At 32.1% G+C, this 21518-nt stretch carries 17 protein-coding genes and 2 pseudogenes; 1 reads left to right on the top strand and 18 read right to left on the bottom strand.

Going from position 1 to position 21518, the window contains the following annotated elements; genetic code table 11:
• Nucleotides 1–7: 7 nt before the first annotated feature.
• The 3 genes from OW730_RS15015 to OW730_RS15005 all read right to left on the bottom strand — a co-directional run bounded on the left by OW730_RS15015 (nucleotide 8) and on the right by OW730_RS15005 (nucleotide 2624).
• Nucleotides 8–919 (bottom strand): hypothetical protein, encoded by a 912-nt coding sequence (locus OW730_RS15015; protein WP_271224867.1) that lies wholly within the window; start codon nucleotides 917–919, stop codon nucleotides 8–10.
• A 25-nt stretch (nucleotides 920–944) separates the two neighbouring features.
• Complete coding sequence (locus OW730_RS15010; RefSeq protein ID WP_271224866.1) at nucleotides 945–1427, bottom strand: GyrI-like domain-containing protein; 483 nt, start codon at nucleotides 1425–1427, stop codon at nucleotides 945–947.
• Between the two features lie 396 nt (nucleotides 1428–1823).
• Nucleotides 1824–2624, bottom strand: coding sequence for a ribonuclease H family protein (locus OW730_RS15005; RefSeq protein WP_271224865.1), 801 nt, complete (start codon nucleotides 2622–2624; stop codon nucleotides 1824–1826).
• Nucleotides 2625–2668: 44 nt separating this feature from the next.
• On the opposite strand from OW730_RS15005, the pseudogene OW730_RS15000 reads away from it, so the two are divergent.
• Nucleotides 2669–2965 (top strand): annotated as a pseudogene (locus OW730_RS15000) (GNAT family N-acetyltransferase); the annotation flags it as partial.
• Nucleotides 2966–3129: 164 nt separating this feature from the next.
• Here the strand turns inward: OW730_RS15000 and OW730_RS14995 are convergent.
• The 15 genes and pseudogenes from OW730_RS14995 to OW730_RS14920 form a co-directional block, all read right to left on the bottom strand.
• Nucleotides 3130–4341 (bottom strand): hypothetical protein, encoded by a 1212-nt coding sequence (locus tag OW730_RS14995; RefSeq protein ID WP_271224864.1) that lies wholly within the window; start codon nucleotides 4339–4341, stop codon nucleotides 3130–3132.
• A gap of 249 nt (nucleotides 4342–4590) precedes the next feature.
• A complete protein-coding gene (locus tag OW730_RS14990; RefSeq protein ID WP_271224863.1) occupies nucleotides 4591–5406 on the bottom strand; it encodes a GNAT family N-acetyltransferase in 816 nt (271 codons plus the stop codon).
• A 54-nt stretch (nucleotides 5407–5460) separates the two neighbouring features.
• Entirely contained in the window at nucleotides 5461–8580 is a 3120-nt protein-coding gene (gene ileS, locus OW730_RS14985; RefSeq protein WP_271224862.1) for an isoleucine--tRNA ligase, read from the bottom strand.
• A 480-nt stretch (nucleotides 8581–9060) separates the two neighbouring features.
• Nucleotides 9061–9387 carry a hypothetical protein gene (locus OW730_RS14980; protein ID WP_271224861.1) on the bottom strand — a complete coding sequence of 109 codons (327 nt, stop codon included), beginning with the start codon at nucleotides 9385–9387 and terminating at the stop codon, nucleotides 9061–9063.
• Complete coding sequence (locus OW730_RS14975) at nucleotides 9333–10139, bottom strand: phosphotransferase enzyme family protein (RefSeq protein WP_271224860.1); 807 nt, start codon at nucleotides 10137–10139, stop codon at nucleotides 9333–9335. Before OW730_RS14975 ends, OW730_RS14980 begins: the two co-directional genes overlap by 55 nt.
• A 297-nt stretch (nucleotides 10140–10436) precedes the next feature.
• Nucleotides 10437–11525, bottom strand: coding sequence for an IS200/IS605 family element RNA-guided endonuclease TnpB (gene tnpB, locus OW730_RS14970; protein ID WP_271229578.1), 1089 nt, complete (start codon nucleotides 11523–11525; stop codon nucleotides 10437–10439).
• A 16-nt stretch (nucleotides 11526–11541) separates the two neighbouring features.
• A pseudogene (locus tag OW730_RS14965) lies at nucleotides 11542–11652 on the bottom strand (transposase); the annotation flags it as partial.
• A gap of 211 nt (nucleotides 11653–11863) precedes the next feature.
• Nucleotides 11864–12778, bottom strand: coding sequence for a DMT family transporter (locus OW730_RS14960; protein WP_271224859.1), 915 nt, complete (start codon nucleotides 12776–12778; stop codon nucleotides 11864–11866).
• A gap of 36 nt (nucleotides 12779–12814) precedes the next feature.
• Entirely contained in the window at nucleotides 12815–13426 is a 612-nt protein-coding gene (locus OW730_RS14955) for a LysE/ArgO family amino acid transporter (protein ID WP_271224858.1), read from the bottom strand.
• 99 nt (nucleotides 13427–13525) lie between these two features.
• On the bottom strand, nucleotides 13526–14965 hold the full coding sequence (locus OW730_RS14950) for an aminotransferase-like domain-containing protein (RefSeq protein WP_271224857.1): 1440 nt from the start codon (nucleotides 14963–14965) through the stop codon (nucleotides 13526–13528).
• A gap of 248 nt (nucleotides 14966–15213) precedes the next feature.
• On the bottom strand, nucleotides 15214–16977 hold the full coding sequence (locus tag OW730_RS14945) for an ABC transporter ATP-binding protein (RefSeq protein ID WP_271224856.1): 1764 nt from the start codon (nucleotides 16975–16977) through the stop codon (nucleotides 15214–15216).
• Nucleotides 16970–18745, bottom strand: coding sequence for an ABC transporter ATP-binding protein (locus tag OW730_RS14940; RefSeq protein ID WP_271224855.1), 1776 nt, complete (start codon nucleotides 18743–18745; stop codon nucleotides 16970–16972). The genes OW730_RS14945 and OW730_RS14940 overlap by 8 nt, the downstream gene beginning before the upstream one ends.
• A gap of 234 nt (nucleotides 18746–18979) precedes the next feature.
• On the bottom strand, nucleotides 18980–19591 hold the full coding sequence (locus OW730_RS14935) for an HAD family hydrolase (protein ID WP_271224854.1): 612 nt from the start codon (nucleotides 19589–19591) through the stop codon (nucleotides 18980–18982).
• Between the two features lie 208 nt (nucleotides 19592–19799).
• Nucleotides 19800–20363 carry a (2Fe-2S)-binding protein gene (locus OW730_RS26845; RefSeq protein ID WP_333781221.1) on the bottom strand — a complete coding sequence of 188 codons (564 nt, stop codon included), beginning with the start codon at nucleotides 20361–20363 and terminating at the stop codon, nucleotides 19800–19802.
• Nucleotides 20364–20631: 268 nt separating this feature from the next.
• Nucleotides 20632–21504 (bottom strand): helix-turn-helix domain-containing protein, encoded by an 873-nt coding sequence (locus OW730_RS14920; RefSeq protein ID WP_271224853.1) that lies wholly within the window; start codon nucleotides 21502–21504, stop codon nucleotides 20632–20634.
• Between the last annotated feature and the right edge of the window lie 14 nt (nucleotides 21505–21518).

Raw genomic sequence — 21518 nt, 5'->3', positions numbered from 1 at the left:
CATCTCCTTATATGCAATATGCTACTTCTTCAACTTGAATTCTACTTTTTGTTGTTATTCTCACAGGTAAAGAAGATTTTTGTATCTTTTCTTTTTCTACCAGCCATTCAAAAGCTTCAATTAATAAAGCCTTATCGATATCCATTTTTTTAGATAATCGCTCATGTAATTCTGTAGCGCCAATTAAGTCCCCATAATCCGATAATAATTCCAATATGGGATTGAATAACTTACAAGTTCTTTCTTCAAGATATTTTTGTATTAACTCAATAGCCTTACAAATATTCTTTGGATTTTTTTCTTCTTGCGCTAAATCTATATATAACTTCCTAAAAAAGTTATCATTATATTTTAAAGCTCTATGTATGGCCTCTCTTGTAGGTATTTCATTGTTAAGAACAACTTCAATATCTGCAAGTATTCTTATCAAATGTGTTATTTCATAGTAGCTGTACATATAGTCATCTTTTATTAGTAACCATTTTTGTGCCTTAGCTAAATGTGCCACAGCCATTGCACCATATAATACAAGAATCATGTTGTTGTCATTCTCACCAACATTAATCATATTGTTATAGTATTCTGTTAATGACTCATCTTTTGAAAACAAAAGAGTAGACTTCGATATAAATGAATGGAAACGACTGCTGCTTAGTTGTGATTCAAATAGCCTCATGAATTTATTTCGATTATAAATGGAAGCATTTATAATTATATTGTTCTCAGTAAAACTATGGAATTTATATGGTTTCTTTGTATCTTCAACAATTACTATCAAATCAATATCTGATTTTTCCCATACAACATCATAGGATAAGCTTCCCCCAAGTAGCACACCAATAACATATTTATCCTTTTTCATTTGATTCATAATAGAATCAAGAGCTTCTTCATACATTTTTCTAATTTCATTACTCATACTAGCACCCCCTTATTAATCACTTCTAATTGCCTATTTCTTTTACTGGCTCTAAAAGATTTATGTAAAATTCTCTATTCCCTTTTATCCCGCCTTTACTTATATGTTCCTCAAGACCTAAACGAGTTTCATCAAATACATACTCAGTATTTTCTTTTAACAACTTCATCACTTTCTGCCATGAATCATATATTTCATTTACACAACTAAGTGAGGCATAGAGACCCCCTGACATCCTTTTCTCTTCAAGATATTCTGGTAAATCAATATCTTCTGGAATAGTTACACAAGCTGCCCAACCATACTCATTACTCTCTTTAGAATATGGACTAGTATTAAATCCAAAGATACGAGCAGTTCCCATTATTTTTTCACTTTCTGCCCATTCCAAAACTATGTTTAATGCATCTTCCTCTGGTGCTTCACTTACAATATTACAAACTGCAACCCTCATTTCAGGTATAGTTATGATTCTTAATTCTTCAGCGAACATTGAGTTTATCTTCATAATATATCCCTCCAAACAATCTTTATATTTCGAAGTAAGTTGTTCTCCATACAAAATGAACATCACATGAAAATTATGGGTAACTTACTTCTTTCTTCACATAATTCATGTTTAAATAATACCAGATGACGTAACGTCAACTGCAAGTGGTTTTTTGAAATAAAATATTTAAATACAAATTTTTTAGTAGCATAAATTAAAAAAGAACTCACAAAACTAAAGGAATATAAACTGTACCTAAACAAAAGTTCCCTCACGACATTAGCCTGAGGGAACTTAAAAATTCTTCAATTTTAGTGAACTGTAGTTCTAATCCTAGTTGTTTTTTAAAAACTAGGGTTCAGTTTTAAAATTCATTTGTTAATTTTAAATTATTTAACTGAAAAATATATTTATCTATTTTGTAGCTTCCTTCGCATAAAGATCACAAAGTGTATTTTCAAAATGATCTGAATGTCCTTTTACCCATTGAAACTCAATGTATTTTCCTTCTGTAAGTTTATCGAATTTAACCCAGTTATCTATGTCCTTAACCTTTTCACCATTAGCAGTAAGCCATCCATTTATCTTCCAGCAAAATATCCACTCTGTTAACCCTTTTCTTACATATTGACTATCAGTAACTATTCTAATCTTTTCAACATCTTTGAGAATCTCTAATCCCTTCATAGCGGCCATAAGCTCTGTTTGACTGCTGCCACTTTCAAAAACTTTCTCAGAGTGAGTTTTATAATTTCCTTCTAAATCCTCAATTATAAGAGCAAAGGCTCCTTTATTCTGTTTCTCTAAAAAGCTACCATCAGTATATATTTTATGAATCCTATCATCTCCCTTATCCATAACATAGCTATCTACCTCATACCCACTTTTATCTAAAACCACTATCTTTTTCCTATCATTAAAGCCAGCTACATCCTTTTTATCCCTAAAAGAAAAGATCAATTTAAATCCAACATAGTAGCTTCTAGGTCTTTTATTATGTAGTAACTTTCTAAACTGATATTCGTTTTCCTTTAAATAATCTGTTAAAGTATTATCCTCTAGAAAGCTAAGTTCTTTACTCTTAGGAGAAAACTCCACGTAAGCTTTTTTGTGATTTATCCCAATATTTGATTGGGCATATCCTTGTATATTTTCATCCTGTTTATGCTCTATTCTTATCTTATAAACGTCACCAAGCTTCTCTACTATCTCCATAGAGAAAACAAGCATATGTTAATCCCACTAAAAATTTACCATATTTAATTTATTCGGATGATTGTCCAGTAGGATTTATTATGCTTCGTAATGATTTATGGTTAAATGAGCCTGATAATTATACTTGGAGAATTATGATTGATAAGGAGCATCAAGGAAAAGGTTATGGAAAAATAGCTTGTAAAATAGCAATGAGTATCTATGAGAAAATTGGAGCAAAGTATATAAACCTTTCATTAGAAAGAAATAATGAACCTTCAATTAATTTATATAAATCATTAGAATTCAAGGATACTGGAAAATTTGATGGGGATGAAAAAGTTTATCAGTACAAATATTAGAGAGTTAGTTAAGGCTAGAGTGAGTTAAGTAATTAAAGAATACTTTTGCAGTGGAACATAAAAAGACACTACCTGTATGGTGGTGTCTAATATACTGTCTATAAGGAAACAATATTCCAATTTATCCTTACTAAATGTATTTGAATTACAGCAATCAATATGCGTTAGCTCTCTTTAGGTAAAGATAAGTAAGGGCAATTAAAACGTTTTTCATATGCTTGATTTTCTTTAAGCTGTTTATTCCAGAAAAAATTAATTAGTCCAATCTTGCTAAGTAACTTAAAGAGGATTTTCCTGCCCATTCCCAATCGAATTGGCATGGCTAATTTATCAATACTTGTTCTGTTGAAATTTCCTTTGTACACTAAATTCTCAATGGCCTTTATCATTGGTTCCATTATTCTATCCTGATCCTTAGCCGGCCTAATCTGTAAACCTTCCACCCCTCCCTTAATGGCTGTACCTAAATATGTTCTTCCCAACCTTAGAGCTAATTGTTCAAAGTATGCCTCAAGATAGTGAGATTGACTACTTTCAGGAAAACCAGATTGTACAAAAAAACTAATACTTCCGTTGGAAACTTGAAGTTTCTCAATAAATCCCATTACGTGAGAAGGCATAGCGTGGACATATAAAGGCATGAAGAACATAACATGTTTCTCACTTTTAAAATTCTCTGCCCATTCATCCCATTTATCACATTCCTTTAAATCTCGAATATCAACTCTATCGCAAAGGGCTTCAATAGCTTTTTTTAGTATAAGTGCAGAATTGCTGCCACTCATTCTAGGAGAACCATTGTAAATCACTAGTTTTTCCATGGGTTCAATTGATGCAAAATCCACAACATGTCTCTTAGCCTTCCTTGCTTCTAAGGATCGTAATTGAAGACTGCCATCTTTTACAATTCGATAGGCTTTAGATTGAAAATGGTAAGCAGTACGATACAAATAATCTTCAATAACCTGTTCTTCTTGATTTGTTAAATCTTCAGTATCATAATAAAATACCATATCAGGATAGTTATTATATCTAGCAACATGATGACATTCTCCATCTACAAGTTCTATATATGGATGGTAGTGTGGAATTGTCCTGTCAAAAAAAGCTTTAGCTTGATGGCTGATAAATCCTTGTACTGTATCAATTAGTAAGATGACAGTATCACTGTTTATATAATTTGGATAGAATTCAGCCATTTCATCTTTCATTACACATCTACCAGGGGTCTTGACCCAACAGTTCCAACAGCCAATGCATGAAGATATGGATTTATCTCCTAATCTGACAATCTCTAAAGGTTCATCATAAAGATTTTGGATGTCCTCTAACATTCCACCATCTTCTTTCTTTCTTAGATCGAACAAAGTTTTCATTTTCATCACTCCTTCAAACCCTTTAATAATTATAAATTTTTCCTTGTTATATTTCATTCATATGCAATACATAAATACATTATCATTATAATAAAGTTTACACACCTTTATTTGTTTCTATATCCTTAATTTCTAGGAATTTTGATAGTTTTTTATATAAAAAACAATGACCCCTGTTTTCTGTTATAATTGAGTCTCTGACCACACAAATATAAAGAAAGGAGTCATTGCTATGAACTCATTTTAAATTTATTCTGCTTTAGTTCTACTAAATCTATAATGCCTAACCTTTCCACACTCTATATATCCAACTGATTTGTACACCTTGTTAGAGGTACTATTAGAAAGATCAGTATAAAGGTTTGGTGTAAGTCCTTCATCTAGTATTACTTTACTTAGGTAAGCTACTAATTCACTGGCATATCCATTTTTACGATGTTTTGGCGGTGTATACACATAGTTGATACGAGCATGTCTTGGTGCTCTGTGTGCTATATATGCCATAGAAACAATACTACCATTAACTTTAAGCACATATAAATTGCCTGATTTTATTAAGCTTTCAGCTCCTTTTAGCTGACTCTCTCTTGTTACCTCTTTACCGAATCCCCAATAAATAAAGCCTTTGCAATATTCAGCAATTATTTCCACATCCTCCATAGATGATTTTTTCATCACTCCAGAAATTGAATCAGGCATCAAAACTTCTGGACAATGATAGGATTCCATCTCCATAACTTCTTCAGAATGCCCACCAAACTCCTTTGAGAATAGCTCTATGATTTCATGAGTTGCAACAAGTTCAAAGGATTCTTCATTCGCTAAAAGCATATTGACTTCCTTAATAACATCTTGCACCTCAGTAGTGCTAAGCTTTGGCTCTGTCCATAACCACATTGGATGTTTACTAGTTGAACGAGCAGCTATTGCTCTATTGTCTTCTGCTCTTAATAATAACGCATTTGAATCATCAGCGATTCTGTGCATCAAATTAAATTGAACCTCGTCATTTAAAAATGGCTTCTCATTAAAAAAATTATCTTCTTTTACAAATGGTGTTAGCATATCAACTCTCCCCTTTTACTCTTTTCTTATTTGTTTATAACTAAGTCTATTTCTCTATAATCCTATCTGTAAATTAACTTCATATTCCCCTATCGTTACCCCTTTAACCATTAATGGATTATCTATATCTTCCATAAGTTTAAGAGCCAATGTTTCCTCAGCTATATTTTCTCTGTACTTTTCAACTACTACTTTCATTCTTTCACTGCTACATTTTATTCCAAGAACTATTCTCTGCTCTATACGCAAATTAGCTTCTTTTCGTAGAACCTGACACTGACGTAAAAGCTCTCTGTATAATCCTTCAAGTATAAGTTCTTCAGTGAGATCTGTTTTAAGTGCTACACATATATCATTATCAGAAGCAGCTGATATATTTTCCTTGTACTTTGTTTTCTCTATAAATAAGTCCTTCTCTAGCTCATCATCTCCAAAGCTAGGTAAATTAGCCTTTTCTCCTACATCAAATTTTGATATTATATACATCATTTCTTCATAAGTTATATTATCAAGTGCTTTCTTTAATTCTTGAACTCTTTCTTTAAAGACAGCTCCTGCATTTTTAAAGTTTAGTGTAAGATATCTTGTATTAAGAGTACTGAAATCATTTAAGAACTCTACTTCCTTTATATTTAGCTCATCCTTTACTATATGAAGCATTTTACTTACAGCAGTTTTATTCTCTGAGCTTGAATTAACATACATAACAGAAAGTGGCTGCTTAACCTTAAGTTGATTCTCATTTCTCACCTTAAGTGATAATCCTATTACTTTTCTTACTGTCTCAGTTTCCTTTAGCAAATCATTATCTTCTACATTAGGTATTGGTACGGGCCAACTGCTTAAATGTATTGATTCTTCTGAGTTCCTTTCAAATTTTCTCACCATGTTCTGCCACATATATTCTGTCATAAAAGGTATTATTGGAGCCATTACTTGAACTGCTGTTTTTAATGCTTTATATAAGCATCCATAAGCAGCTAACTTATCTTTAGATTTCTCCTGCTTCCAGAACCTACGTCTGTTGCATCTCACATACCAGTTTGATATATCATCAACATAAGCTTCAAATTCATCTATTACTTCAGCTGTTTTATAATTTTCTAAAGAGGCAGTAGAATTTTGTATAAATTTATTAGTTCTTACAAGAAGCCATTTATCAGTTACATCAGTACATGCAGCAAAATCAAAGTTTTCTATATCAGGCTTTTCAAGCTCTGCATATGTCATAAAGAAAACATACACATTCCAGAAGCCTAATAGTTTTCTTTTTGCTTCCTCACCAAGGTTATAACCGAATCTAACATCGCTAGATACATTAGCACCTGCAAAGAGATATCTCACTGTATCTGCTCCTATTTTTTCAGCTGCTTCATCAAACTTTATCATAAAGCCTGTTTTTGAAAATCTTGTTCCATCCTCTGCAACTACACTATTATAGGCAAGAACTTTCTCATAAGGAGCTTTGTCTACCAGGGTAACACTCATAAATAGCAATGAGTAGAACCATAGTCTTACCTGTTCTCTCATTTCTGTTACCCACTCTGCTGGGAAATAACTCTTCCACTTTTCTCTATCTTTAAAGTAACCTAATGTTGTAAATGGTACTATTCCAGCATCAAGCCAAACGTCTCCTACTGCACTAACTCTTGAAACCTCTGCTTCACAATGAGGACACTTTATCTTTACACTATCTATCCAAGGTCTATGAAGTTCTGGAAGCTCGTCAACCTTACTTCCTCCTAAGTTTCTTAATTCTTCTTTTGATCCTACAACAGTAAGCTTTCCGCATTTTTTACATTGATAGAATGGAAGTGGTAACCCATAAAAACGCTTACGAGATATATTCCAGTCCCCCATGTTCATAAGCCAGTTCTGCATTCTTTTACCTATATATTCCGGTTCCCATTTAACCTCACTAGCAGCCTTTAAAAGCCTTGGTTTTATCTCATCAGTCTTTATATACCATTCCTGTACCAGTCTGAATAAAACCTCTGTTTTACATCTCCAGCACACTGGATAACTATGTGTATATTTATGAGTTTCAAAGAGTTTTCCTTGCTCCTCTAGCTTATCAAATACAAGCTGCGCAGCTTCTGAAGCTTTCATTCCAGTTAACCAATCATAGCCTTCCATAAAAGTTCCTGATTCATCTATTGGACATATAGCCTCTAAGTCTAAATTCTGACCAAGTTCAAAGTCCTCTGCTCCACAACCTGGTGCTATATGGACAACTCCACAGCCTTCTTCAGCTGAAACCATATCCCATAAAACTATTTTATGATCTAATTCCTTTTGAACTGGAAGTGATGGAAAACATGTTTCATAGTGCATTCCCTCAAGCTCACTACCCATAAATGTCTCTACTACTGTTACTTTTCTTTTAAGAAGCTTTAGTGCATTTTTAGCTAAAACTAAAGGTCTCTCTCCACCATAGTTAACTACAGCATACTCTATTTCAGCATTTACAGCTAAGGCAACATTGGAAGATAAAGTCCATGGTGTAGTCGTCCACACTAACATATCCCAAGGCTTTTCCTTTAATGGCAGTTTTACATATACTGCAGTATGCTCAACTTCATGGTATGAACCAGACATCTCATGAGCTGATAATGAAGTTCCACATCTAGGACACCATGGCATAGGGCGATATGCCTGTTTTATCCATCCATTTTGGTGACACTTTTGTAGAAATGTCCATATTCCCTCTATATTCTCATCAGTATGAGTGTAATATGAATTCTCCCAATCCATCCACTGACCAAGACGTTTAGACTGCTCAGTTATTACCCCTGAGAACTTTGTAACTCTCTCAACACATTTATTAGTAAAGTTCTCCATTCCATACTTTTCTATATCTCTTTTATCTTTAAATCCTAGTTCCTTTTCAACTTCCACCTCGACCCATAAGCCTTGTGCATCAAATCCATTTCTATAATGACATGAATACCCATTTAAAGCTTTATATCTTAAGAAAACATCCTTTATTGTTCTTCCCCAGGCATGATGTATACCCATTGGATTATTTGCAGTTATAGGTCCATCAAGGAATCTAAAAGGTTTATTATCCTTATTTTTATCTTTTAATTTCTCAAAGCAGTTATGATCTTTCCAAAAGTTTATCATTTCATGTTCCATATTTACAAAATCAGGTTTTGTACTGTATTTACTCATTTAAATCTTCCTCCCTTATTTATAATCCAAAATTCTCTAATATGAATGTCACCACTAATTTCACCTTCACTCATACTCTCACCTCCTATCCAATTTTTAGGAATGTCGAGGTGTTTAGGGAGTATTTTAAAATAAAAAAACTTCCACCCCTATAACAGGGCGAAAGTATAATTCCGCTGTACCACCTGATACGACATACCAACATATGCGTTCCTTTTAACGGTAGAATACCGTCAGAACCTACTCTCATAGATATACAGTTTAACTGCTCTAATATCTATGTTAATGATTTCAGCCTGAAACTCTGGAGTGATGTTCAATATTTCCCTAATAGTGTTGGCTTACACCATACCCAACTCGCTGTAACCTTCAGAAAATACCTACTGTCTCCATCACAGTTTTTAGAATATTATGTTATTTACGATATGTAATATTATATAGTATTGTGAAAAATTTGTAAATACCTAATTTTTCACAATACTATTTTTTATAAGTTTTATAAGATGGATAACTAATATCATCATCCCAAGTTATTAATTCATCTGCAAATTCTTTAATAGACAGTAGTCCTGCAGCCCATATATATGCTCTATCACGTTCACAAATCTCATTTAAAGAAAGCCAATCAATACCAAACAAAATGGGATTTTCTTTTATTTCAGGATCTTCTCCCAAAATTGGAATCTGGTCGCCTATATCAACCCAGAAAGTATAACTGTGTTCTATTATGTTCACTTTATAATCAACAGAACCTAATTTGAAATGATATTTATGTGCTCTAGTTGTTTCCTTGCCAATCTGTACCAATGCTCACGGAAATTAGAGTTTACCTTTCTACCTAAAAATCTAAGTATAATAAATAAAGCCATAAGTTCTGTGGCATATAAGTCCTCGTCAGTTAGATGAGCTATCTCACAATATCCTTCTAACAAATAGGAGTATAACCTTCTAGCCTGATAGAAACCAACAAATGTGGCTAGATCATAGAGACGATTATTCCCTCGTATATCTCCAAAGTCTATGATACCACTGTAACTACCCTCTGTATGGAAAATGTGTGATATATCAAAATCACCATGTACAAGAACAGCCTTTTCTACGTTAAGCATTTTCCTTGCTGTCATCATAAGCTCTCTTATTTGTGTTCTCTCTTCATCTGAGAAAGGATATTGGTGAAGAGCCTCTAAATCATTTTCCATGTGTTCGCTAAAATATTCATCAAAGCTATGCTTTTCACCTTTAAGTGCATCATAAGAACCTTTATTAATCCAACCAAAACCATCCACAGGTATACTGTGTATGCGTGCTAGCTGTCTTCCAGCTTCTCGTAGTATATCTGAATAATCTGCTTGTGGACCACTATCTTCTATACAAATACCAGGAATCTCATCAACTAGCATAAAAGAGAGCCCCGTTTCTTCATTTTTATCCTCGAATCCAATGACTCGTGGTACATTAACACCGGCATCGAACAGAGCATTATGTGCTAACACTTCAGTTGCAAAACTGGCATCCTCTGGTAAAAAACGCAGATAATATGTTCCTGAGTTTGTTGTCACACGGTACACATATGTGGAAGTACCTTTACGAACAGGTTCTACACTGATAATGTGAGCTAAATACTTTTCAGCAACTGTTTTTACTACTTCGCATTCAGGTCTGTTATTATTCATATATCAATCTCCTTTAAACAATAATAATTGTAACTAAAATTATTACATATCTAATTAATAATCTAAAGGTAGTGAACTACCCTCCACTTACTTCATTGAAGTGGGGGCTTCTTGGTCAATACTCCCAATAGAGCAAGTTTACCCAAGCTTACAAGGTCGCACCGACCTTAGTTATTACCAAAACTATATAGCTAGTTTCAGTAGATTTTTACTTGCATTTATATCTCTATCATGTTTCGCATTACAGTTAGGACAAATCCACTCTCTGAGCCCTAATTTTTTCACTTCTTTGTTTTTATAACCACATTCAGAACATAATTGACTACTAGCATAATTCGATGGTGCTATAACTATCTTTTTGTCATTCCATTCTGCCTTATATTCTAACATTCTTCTAAACTCAAACCATGATACCTCACCTATTGCCTTTGATAGCTTATCATTCTTCATCATATTCTTTACTTTTAAGTTTTCTATAACTATTGTTTGGTTTTCACAGATTAGTTTAGTAGATAACTTGTGTAAAAAATCTTTTCTTTGATTGGTAATCTTCTCATGGAGTCTTGCGACTTTTAATCTAGCTTTATATCTGTTATTACTTCCTTTTTTCTTTCTTGATAAGTCCTTTTGTAGTTTTTTAAGCCTTTTTTCTGATTTTCTTAACCATTTAGGATTGTCATATCTATCACCATTGGAGCATATAGCAAACTCTTTCAAACCAACATCAACCCCTATTTTATTTTCTACTTTTGGCAACTTTATATTTTCAGTATCAACCAATATTGAAACATAGTATTTATTACTTGGTGTTTTTGTTATAGTACAACTCTTAATTAATCCAGTGAATTGTCGATGCAATTTTATTTTAATCATAGATTTCAATTTAGGAATCTTAATATATTCATTTTCAATACATACAGTTCCGTTTTGATTATTAGTTGTGTAACTGCGATAATTACTTTTCTTACTTTTGAACTTAGTAAATCCTACGGATTTATCCCTAAAGAAATTTTTATAAGCTTTATTCAAGTTTAATTGGGCATTGGCTAAAGCTAAACTATCAACTTCTTTTAACCAAGGGAATTCTTTTTTATATTGTGCAGGAGTTGGATATTTCACTTTTTTTATGTCTAAATCTTTGTTTTCTTCATAAGATTTTATCCTATCAGCTAACATTTTATTGTATATGAATCTAGTACAACCAAATGTTTTAGCAAAATATAATCTTTGCTCTGAATTAGGATAGATTCTATATTTATAAGCTTTTAACAACTCCCTCACCTCACTTTTTACCTTGATTTTGAATATATTTCTTTATTACTTCTCTTCTATACTTTATAACTAATACAAGATGATACTGCAACAAGAACACTGAATGATTATTTGTATCTAATTTGATTATTATCACCCATTTCTATTATTAACTACTGATTATATTTTAATGCAAAAATAATAGAAGCAAGTTATTTTTACGCATTCATCTCCCACTTATAGAAGATGGGAGATGAATGCTAGTTACGTTAAATAATTATAAATAAACTTTACATACTCACATTATAGAAATCGCATTTGCTGTGAACGAATATCAATCTTAAAGTCCTTTAAATCTACTAATCAACGCCCTTTATAGATGCATCTTCAGATTTTCCTATTCCAAAAGGTTTAATATCCAATTCAATAAAGAGAACAGCAACGAATATCAAACAGCATCCTATTATTATATTTATCGTCATACTCTCTCCTAGTAACATTACGCCAAGAATTGCAGCAAACACAGATTCCATGGACATGATAATAGACGCATGAGTAGATGATGTGTATTTTTGAGCAACAGTCTGAATTGTAAAACAAACAAAGGTTGAGAATATTCCCAAGAACAATAGCGAATACCAGACTCTACCGCTCATTATAACTGGAATTGGCTCCGTTATAAAAGCAGTAAGCAGCGACCATACAAATGCTACCATAATCTGAATAAAGGCTAATTTGAACACATTCATATGTTTCGTAAAATACTCAATGGATAAAATATGTGCACCGAATAAAAAAGCACTGAGAAGTGATAGAGCATCACCCAACTCTAAGGATAATGAGCCTTGCAAAGAGATTAAATAAATTGCAATAATAGTGATTACACTTCCTACAAAAACTTTTAATTGAGGACGTTTCCTATGAACAAGCCAGTATAGGAACGGTACCATCACAACATATGTAGCTAATAAAAATCCTTGCTTCGAAGCGGTTGTAAATAATAAACCATATGTTTGTGCAGTAAAAGCAAAAAAAAGTACAGTTCCAACAATCACTCCTTTAACAATATCTTCCTTGGTTAATTTTCCAATCCACTTAAAGAGGAATCCATACAAGAAAAGTGCTGCAATCCCAAATCGAAAAGCCAACAGAAACATTGGCGTTATTGAATCCAACGCATCTTTACCTGCAACAAAAGCAGCACCTTGTAAAATTGCAAACACAACAAGACTTATGTCTGCTAAATATTGCTTTTTACTATCATTTAAACGCATCCGTATCACCCTTTCACTAGTATATGATGTACAATATCAAAAGAAAGTCCCGATAAATGATATGCCAAGTTTTAGTCCGAAGAAAACCAGTATGGAACCACATAATACATTTATAGTTTTCAGTATTTTAATATTAAATACATTTTTGAACTTCGAAACAAGAGTAGATATACTTAAAAACCACATTGTGGAAGCTACCGCAACTCCAAATATAAAAAGTGAAGCATTGGTATTTTCAAGTGTTGCTCTAAAACCACCCAGTAAAAGTGTTCCGTCTATTATAGCTTGTGGATTCAACCAAGTAACCATAAAACAAGATACTATTATTTTCATAATAGGTTTTTCAAAATCATTGTTTGATTCCATGCTGGGTTTAGCAACAATCAGTGAATAGCCAATATACATGACGGCTATACTACCGATTCCCATAACTATGACTCTTAAAATTTTAACATGTTCTAGGACTAAACCTATACCCATAAAACATGCTAAAGCTAATGTAATATCAAAAAAAATCATTACAAGTGCTACTTGCAGTGCTCTTGATCTACTTTTTTCTATGGATGTATTTATTAGATACATATTTTGCATTCCTATAGGTGCCACATATGCTATTCCTAGAAGCCACCCTTGTATAAATGTACTCATTTAATCACCTCTTATTTAATATAACATTATTGAGCAGTCTAGAAACCATCCAAGCATAAAAAATCTGACCCATCCAAGATTTAACTTCTTAAAGATGGATCAGTAATATTTTCTTATTATTTCAGATAATTTTTTTATTCCATATTCAAGCTCTGATTTAGTTGCGTATGCTATAGAGAGTCTTATGGAGTTGTTTTCGTTGAAGTCGTAGATATATCCTGGGTTTATAAGAAGTTTTGATTTTAGAGCATCTTCAAAAAGCTTAAACATATTAATATCTTTCTTTAGTGTGACCCATATATAAAATCCCCCATTGGGTTTCTCCCATTTGGCGATGTCACTAAAATAAGTTGACAACAGCTCCAAAACTAGGTTACATTTGGATTTCAATGATGATTTCAAATCAATCTGATATCTCTCATGGTATCCTTTGTCAAACCATTCATATGCAATCAATTGAGATATAGAGCTCGAACCATAATCAGTTTGCATTTTTATATCAGCAAGCCTCTCAATGACAGACTCTGAACCTGCTATCCAACCAATTCTAAGACCGGGAGAAAATGATTTTGATAGAGTTCCTGTGTATAAGACACTCCCAGAATCATCCATTGATTTAAGTGGTTTTGGTGGAGCCTTTGAAAACCACAAGTCTGCATATGCATCATCTTCTATAACAGGTAACTGAAATTCTTTAATTATTTCCATCAATTGTTTGCGTTTTGATTCATTCATAACAATTCCTGTAGGATTGTGAAAAGTAGGGATTGTATATAACATATTGGTCCCGGATTTATTTAGTTTCTTTCTTAAATCATTTAAGTCAATACCATCTTCATCCATCAAGATTTCCTTCAATTTCATGCCTGCAGACTGAAAGATATGGAGTGATTTCAGATAGGAAGGTTTTTCTACAAATACTGTGGAACCTGGCTGCAGTAAACCAATTGAAATTAGACTCAGAGCCTGTAATGAACCAGATACTATCAGGACCTGCTCAGGTTTTAACTGGATATCAAACTTGCTCAAATACTTACATATTGCTTCCCTTAGTGGCTTGTAACCAAGGGGTTCTTCGTAATTAAGGGAGTTTAAGGGTAAATTTGACATTATTTCATTTACATATTCAGAAGGAAACAATTCTGAAGATATTTCTCCTGTACCAAGTCTGATCATGCCATCTTCAAACTCGTATTTATTTATCATTTGGATTGTAGTTTGATTTGGTTTATGAATACCCTGATCAAGATACTTTTTCCAGTTAGGCTGTGATATTGAAGCTAAGATTGACCAAGTATTGTTTGCTACAAAAGTCCCCTTGCTTCCTCTAGATATAAGTACTCCTTCAGATTTTAATTCATCCAATACGTTACTTATTGTGCTACGATTTACTTCCATAGCTTCAGCAAGTTTTCTTTCTGAAGGGAGTCTTGAATCAATGTACCAGTCACCATTTGATATCTGATTTATTATGTAGTTGTATATTTGATTATATAGAGATTTATCTGAATCTCTATTGGGTTTCCAGTTTATTATCATGTTTACACCTCATAAGTACTTGTCTTGCTTATAATGTATCACCTAAATTCTGCCTTAATGTGACTTAAAATCCATTTTTCTTGGATTTACGAAGAAACTAAGCTCCTTCTTCTATATACTACCATAAATATACATCCCTTAATACGAAATTATTTGAGTTTTTTGTTGATAAATCTCTTTAAACCATTCCCATCATAGATATTTTACCTGAAAATCATTAAAAAACTAATGGGATAGTAGAAAACATATCATCGTACATACCACTTAGCTTGAGATTCTAATAAATCAAAATACTTACCTTTTAGATCAATTAACTCTTGGTTTGTTCCTTCTTCCACTATCTTCCCATTCTCCAATACAACAATTTTATCAGCGATTTGAGTTGACCCCAATCTATGAGTAACGAAAATACATGTCTTATCATCACTCAGATTCTTAAAAGTACTAAAAACATTTGCCTCTTCAATAGGATCGATAGCTGCAGTTGGTTCATCTAAAACAATTAAATCATGTGGACGATATAAGCCACGTGCTATAGCAATACGCTGCCATTGACCGCCTGAAAGTTCTTGTCCACCAAACTCTCTTGATAAAATAGTATCATTATTGATTTTATAATCCTCAAAACTTAGATTGATTTTTGAGGAAGCATTTTCAATTTCCTCTTGTGAGGAGATATGGCTAATTCTTATATTATCTTCAGCAGGTAATTTATACTTTATGAAATTTTGAAATACTGCACTAATATTACTAAATTTTGATGAGTTTGAGTATTTTGCAATGTTCTCTTTACCATACTCCACCACTCCTTGTGATGGATTATATAATCCCATGATTATTTTTGTTAATGTACTTTTTCCTGAACCATTTTCTCCAACAATCGCTAATGATGTGCCTGCTTTTATGGTTAGGTTTATATTTGACAATGCCTTTTCCTTGGCATTTGGATATCTAAAAGACACGTCTTTCAATACAATATCATCTTCCTTAGAGAGTTCCCCTTCTCTTTCACTCTCTTTTTCTTCATTTAAAAATCTAATAAGAAAAGATGTACTTGAAATCCCCACCAAAGCTTCACCAATATTTTCAATAAGCTTCTTTAACATAGAAGTAATTTTCTCTATAGAATAATAAATAGCTGCAAATTGCCCTACTGAAATAGAACCATTATATAAATAATAAACTAATAAAGCTAGTACACAGATGTAGCCTAATGTATTAATAATACGCATTACTACAGCAATTTTTAGAAGCTTGTTTTTAACCTCAACAAAGGCTTTACTGAATTTTTTGTTAGAATTTAAAAATTGGTTATAGAAGTAGTTAAAGGACCCATTGATTAATGTTTCTTTAAAATTTTCCTTTGATACAATACAATTCTCAAAGTATTCAGTCCTTCTTCTTCTATTTGCAATTTTATCTTCAAAATCATAATTATTACTCATTCTAATTAATTCGGAAATAAAAACTGGAATAAATATCAATACTATGGCAAGTACCAACATAGGTTTTATGTTAATCAGATATATTGATGTTATCAATATAAAAGGCACGTATAAAAACAATATTTGTACTATAACACGGATTCCATTTGGTGCTTCTTGATTTCCTATGCTTGCCTTCTTAAAGTCATCATAATTTTCTACATCTTCATAATCAATTAAATCCATTCTATTGATTCGATCATGATATAGTGATTGCATGTACCCATTGCCCCGTCTCCAAAAGTAGCCTTGTGCTAGAAACTCTAACCATTCAGCAACTGGATTAAGGATTAAGATAACTAATATAGCTAATATTGGCTTTATCATGATATCAAATGGTGCTCCCTTAACAACCTCCAGTATATTTGAAAACAGTGATTGTAATACTACTATCTCCCCGTAACGTAAAACGCTAAACAGCAATGATGCAACCACAAGCGCAGAAAAAGTAAGGGGACTTGCACGCCATGTGTATTTGATTAATTTGATAAAGATATTACTATTAGACATTCTTTTTCTTTTACTCATAATACATCTCCTTTTGCTTGTTAAACAATTTGGCATATATATTATCATTGTTCATCAATTCTTCATGAGAACCCAGCTCAGCGATTCTACCACTATCAAGTACTATTATCTCATCTGATATTTTTGTTGAACCTAACCTGTGGCTAATCATCAATAAAGTTTTATCCTTAGCTATTTTTGAAAAATTACTGTAAACTCTACTCTCAGCAGTGGGGCTCAAACTGGATGTTGGTTCATCTAAAATGACAAATGGTGAATTTTTATATAGAGCACGAGCTATGGCTATTCTTTGCCACTGTCCCCCTGAGATATCTATTCCATTATCATACATTTTACCTAAATAGCTATTTTCCCCATCTGGTAAATCACGAATGAGATCACCTAATTCTAGCTTTTCTATTACTGAATTAATATCTGCTTCAGGTTTATTAAAAGCAATATTATCTTTGAGAGAAACATAATATTTTGCATAGTCTTGAGAAACAAGTGAAAACATGCTTCGCAGCTCAGCAAAGGTGTAACTTTTTATATCCTTACCATTTATCAAAATTTCACCTTCAAAATCCCTATATAAGCCCACTAGTATTTTAATTAAAGTTGTTTTTCCTGCTCCATTTAAACCCACTAGAGAGTATGATTTACCTTTTTCCAAGTATAAATTTAATCCTTTGATTATATAATCTTTGGAGTCTTTATATTTAAAGAATAAATTTTTAATATGTAAACTTTCAAACTTCAATTCTTCACGGTTATTATCAAATACTTCTTTGTTTTCTTCCAGCTGGATAAACTCTTTGAAATCCTTTACATATTCATTATGTGAGGAAAAGTCCAAGATAAGCTCTGATAATTGAACTGAAATAACCTTTGTTAAATTTATCATACAACCTACTATTGATGTAAAAAAACCAACACTTAATAGGTTATTGTATACTTGTCGAGATAATGTAACAATTAATATAATGGTAAATATATTTATCACTATATTACATAATTTGATTCTTAAAGTTTCACGTGCTAATGTCTTTGTGTTAAAATTCGATCTATAAAGATGGGCATCTTTGAATCTTTTATTAATTGTATGCGAATAGTTAAATAGTGTTCTTTCAGCACTAGCTTCTCTATTTGACAATACATCAGATAGGTAATTCATCTGTCTTGTTATGAAACCAACCTTTTTCTCTGACTCATAGATCACTTTACCACCCTTAAAAGTTAATAAAATTATTGGAATTATAATGAAAACAAATATGATTACTATCCACCAATTATATTTGTACAAGGTAAATAAGATACCAATTACTTGTATGGCTAAGGTGACAATCGAATTACTTGATTTAAGAATTTTAATAAATCTCATTTCTATATTCTTAGTTACTCTTAATAGTAAATCCTGTGTATGAGTTGACTCGAATAGTAAATAATCCATAGAGAATTGTTTTTTTATGATCTCTGGCTTTAATTTGTTTCTAAGTGTATCTTCAAATAAGTCATAGAAGTACAATTTTAATTCTTGACTAAGCTGCATATAGAAATAGCCCACCCCCATAAATATGGCATTTTTCATCATTATATAAGTTTGTGGTTCATTTGAAGCTAATGTTATTGCAGAATCAATGAAATTTGCAACAACCAGAAGCATCATAGGCACTAGTAAACCATCCATCACTGTTAAAGCGAGACACATTACAAACAGCATAGGTGAATATCTAGCGCATATTTTAACAATACTAAAAACTGATATATTTTTCCTATCTAAATCTACCATTATTTAAACCTCCTTAATAAAGTCATGTTGAAAATATTTATTTTAAAATGCATCATATCTACTATTTCTTTCACACTACTAGCTTACAATCAATAGTAACATACACTTTTTTTGATTAAAACCTCACGAATAATACATAACTAAACTTGAGTATTTAATGTATGTAATAATATTTAAAATTAAAGGATACTGTATTATCATAATCTGATAATACAGTATCCTTTTCATTCTTCTCTACTTACATCCAAGCGTATATAACTGCTCTTTTAATTGTTTTATATCTCTTTTATTATGATCAAAATATATTGTGTGCATTCCCTCAGCTGCTGGAACAACAAGATTATCTGTATTGTTATCTATAAGTATACAGTTTTCATAGTCTAGTTCAATTTGACACAATGTTTCTTCAAATATTTTACTTTCCTTTTTCCCAGATCCTATTGTATCTGAAATTACTATGACATCAAAAATTTCATTGAAACTATGTTCCCTGGAGATGTATTCCACTCTGTCGCTTTTATTATCTGTTACGATTCCTACGACATATCCCTTTGCTTTTAAACTTTTTGCTATATCAAGAATTTCAAAGTCCATTGGCGTTGCAATAAATGAATCATATAGCACTTGTATATCAAGCTCTTTTCCTATTTCTGAACATATACTATCCCATACGTCAGTATGCTTTACCCTTCCATATAACAAATCCCTATTATATTTTCTATATGCTTTTGTAAATGTTTCCTCATTTATTTTTATTTCGTTAACAAAATACTTTATAATCGAAGTAGTACCTGTTGCATCAACAGTTAATACGCCATCTAAGTCAAATAGTACCGCCTTATACATAAACTCACTCCCTTATGAATCCTTTTATTTCCATTATTACTATTTTATCACCATAAAATTTTATATACAACAATATAGACATATATAAAGAACCAGTAATATTAACTAATCTCACATTTAAAATAACTAAAGGCTTGAAATCGTAATTTATTTCAAGCCTTTATAGTTACACTATTTAATCTTATTACTTCATTATTACTTTCAATAATTACTTTTTAGTATCAATTATGTTTTGTAAAAGAAGTTTACATCTTCCACAATCAGTACCTGCGCCTGTTGCTTCACCAACTTTTTCAATGGTGTCTGCTCCATCTTTAACTGCATTGACAACGGTTTCCATAGAAACACCTTTACATCCGCATGCTATTGATAATATTCTTTCTACCTCTCCAATACATCCACCGCAACCTGTCCCTGCGCCTGTAAGTTCTTGAATTTCCTCTAAAGTACGAGCACCGCCAACCATTGCTTTCCTAATATCAACATAACTCACTTGTTTACAGTGACAAATAATTCTATTTACAGGTATAAGAACCGCTACTACATACATCTCTCCATCACTTCTCATAGAATGTATTGTTCCAGCAGGGGCGACAAATGAATCTCCTACATTCAGTTCTACTTCTCCATCTTCAGATATGCCAAACCCTGACCCTTTTATGCAATAAAATATTTCATCTCTATCTTCATGTCTATGATGTGGAACTATCAAATCAGAAGGTATATGATATACCTTTGTCTCAATAGCTTCTTTTATTAAATTTATATCCATACTTTCTCTCCTTTTGATCTTTATTTACACTTTATTTGTTATTATTTTATCAATCTTTACTCTTCTTTGTAATATTATTCTGAAACCAAAAGCTGTTATAATGAAACCTTTTATGAGCCAAGTCATCTAATGAACTATTATAAAATTTAAAGGTATAGAACGTATAAAAGTAGCGTCAATCAAATGATTGACGCTACTTAGCTTATAAATCCAAAATTAGAAAGTCTTTGATACAATGATAACAAAACTTATAAAAATAACACCTTAGTTATCTTACACTATGCTCTTTCCGAAATGCCTTAGGGGATACTCCTTCAAATCTTTTAAAAAACTTAGTCATATTTGCCGGCTCATCAAAACCTAGCAAATCTGATATTTCATAAATTAGTAACTCGCCCTGACTCAGATATCTTTTGATTTCAAGAATAATCCTATTAATTATATATTGTTTAGCAGATAAACCTACAATAGTCCTAGTCGCATAGTTTATTGTCTTCTTAGATACAAGCATCATCTGAGCATAATCTTCAACTGTCTTTTTCTCAGTATAATTAGCCTCAACCAACTGACGAAACTGGTTGTATGTTCGAAATACAGCTGTTTCTGCCGACTGTTTACTTTTATAATAAAATTCATTTAAAGATAATATAAAACTTTGAAACAAAGACCTGATCAAATCTTCATTACTCTCCTCATTGATTTTCATATACTCTTTATAAATCAACTCGATTATTGCTCTATTCATTGTCTCAACAGAATTATCTATGGATAAAATTGGTGATTTATAGGGTCGGTCAAAAAATTCAAGAAATGTTTTACTACTTATGCCTTCACCTTCAAAAAAGAAAGGCTCATTAATATGTATCACATAACCTTTAGCAAGATTATTAATCTCAAAATTCTGAACCTGATTCTTCTGAACAATAATCACATCACCAGCTTTATATGCATATCTGTCAAAATCTACAACATGGTATCCTTCTCCATCTGTAATATAGATAATCACCCAAAAATCAATCCGATTATCTCGCTTCAAATGCCAGTGGGGTCTAGTAGCAAAAAATAGTTGTAGATCTACAATCTCGAAATCAGAATCCTCTTTCATACTATTTCTATATTTGATGCGTTTAATAGATGTCATAATACCCCCTCCCT

Source organism: Oceanirhabdus sp. W0125-5 (genome assembly GCF_027938815.1).
Classification (GTDB): domain Bacteria; phylum Bacillota; class Clostridia; order Clostridiales; family Clostridiaceae; genus Oceanirhabdus.
The sequence above is the reverse complement of the archived record's forward strand: the minus strand, read 5'-3'. Positions and strand labels throughout refer to the sequence as shown.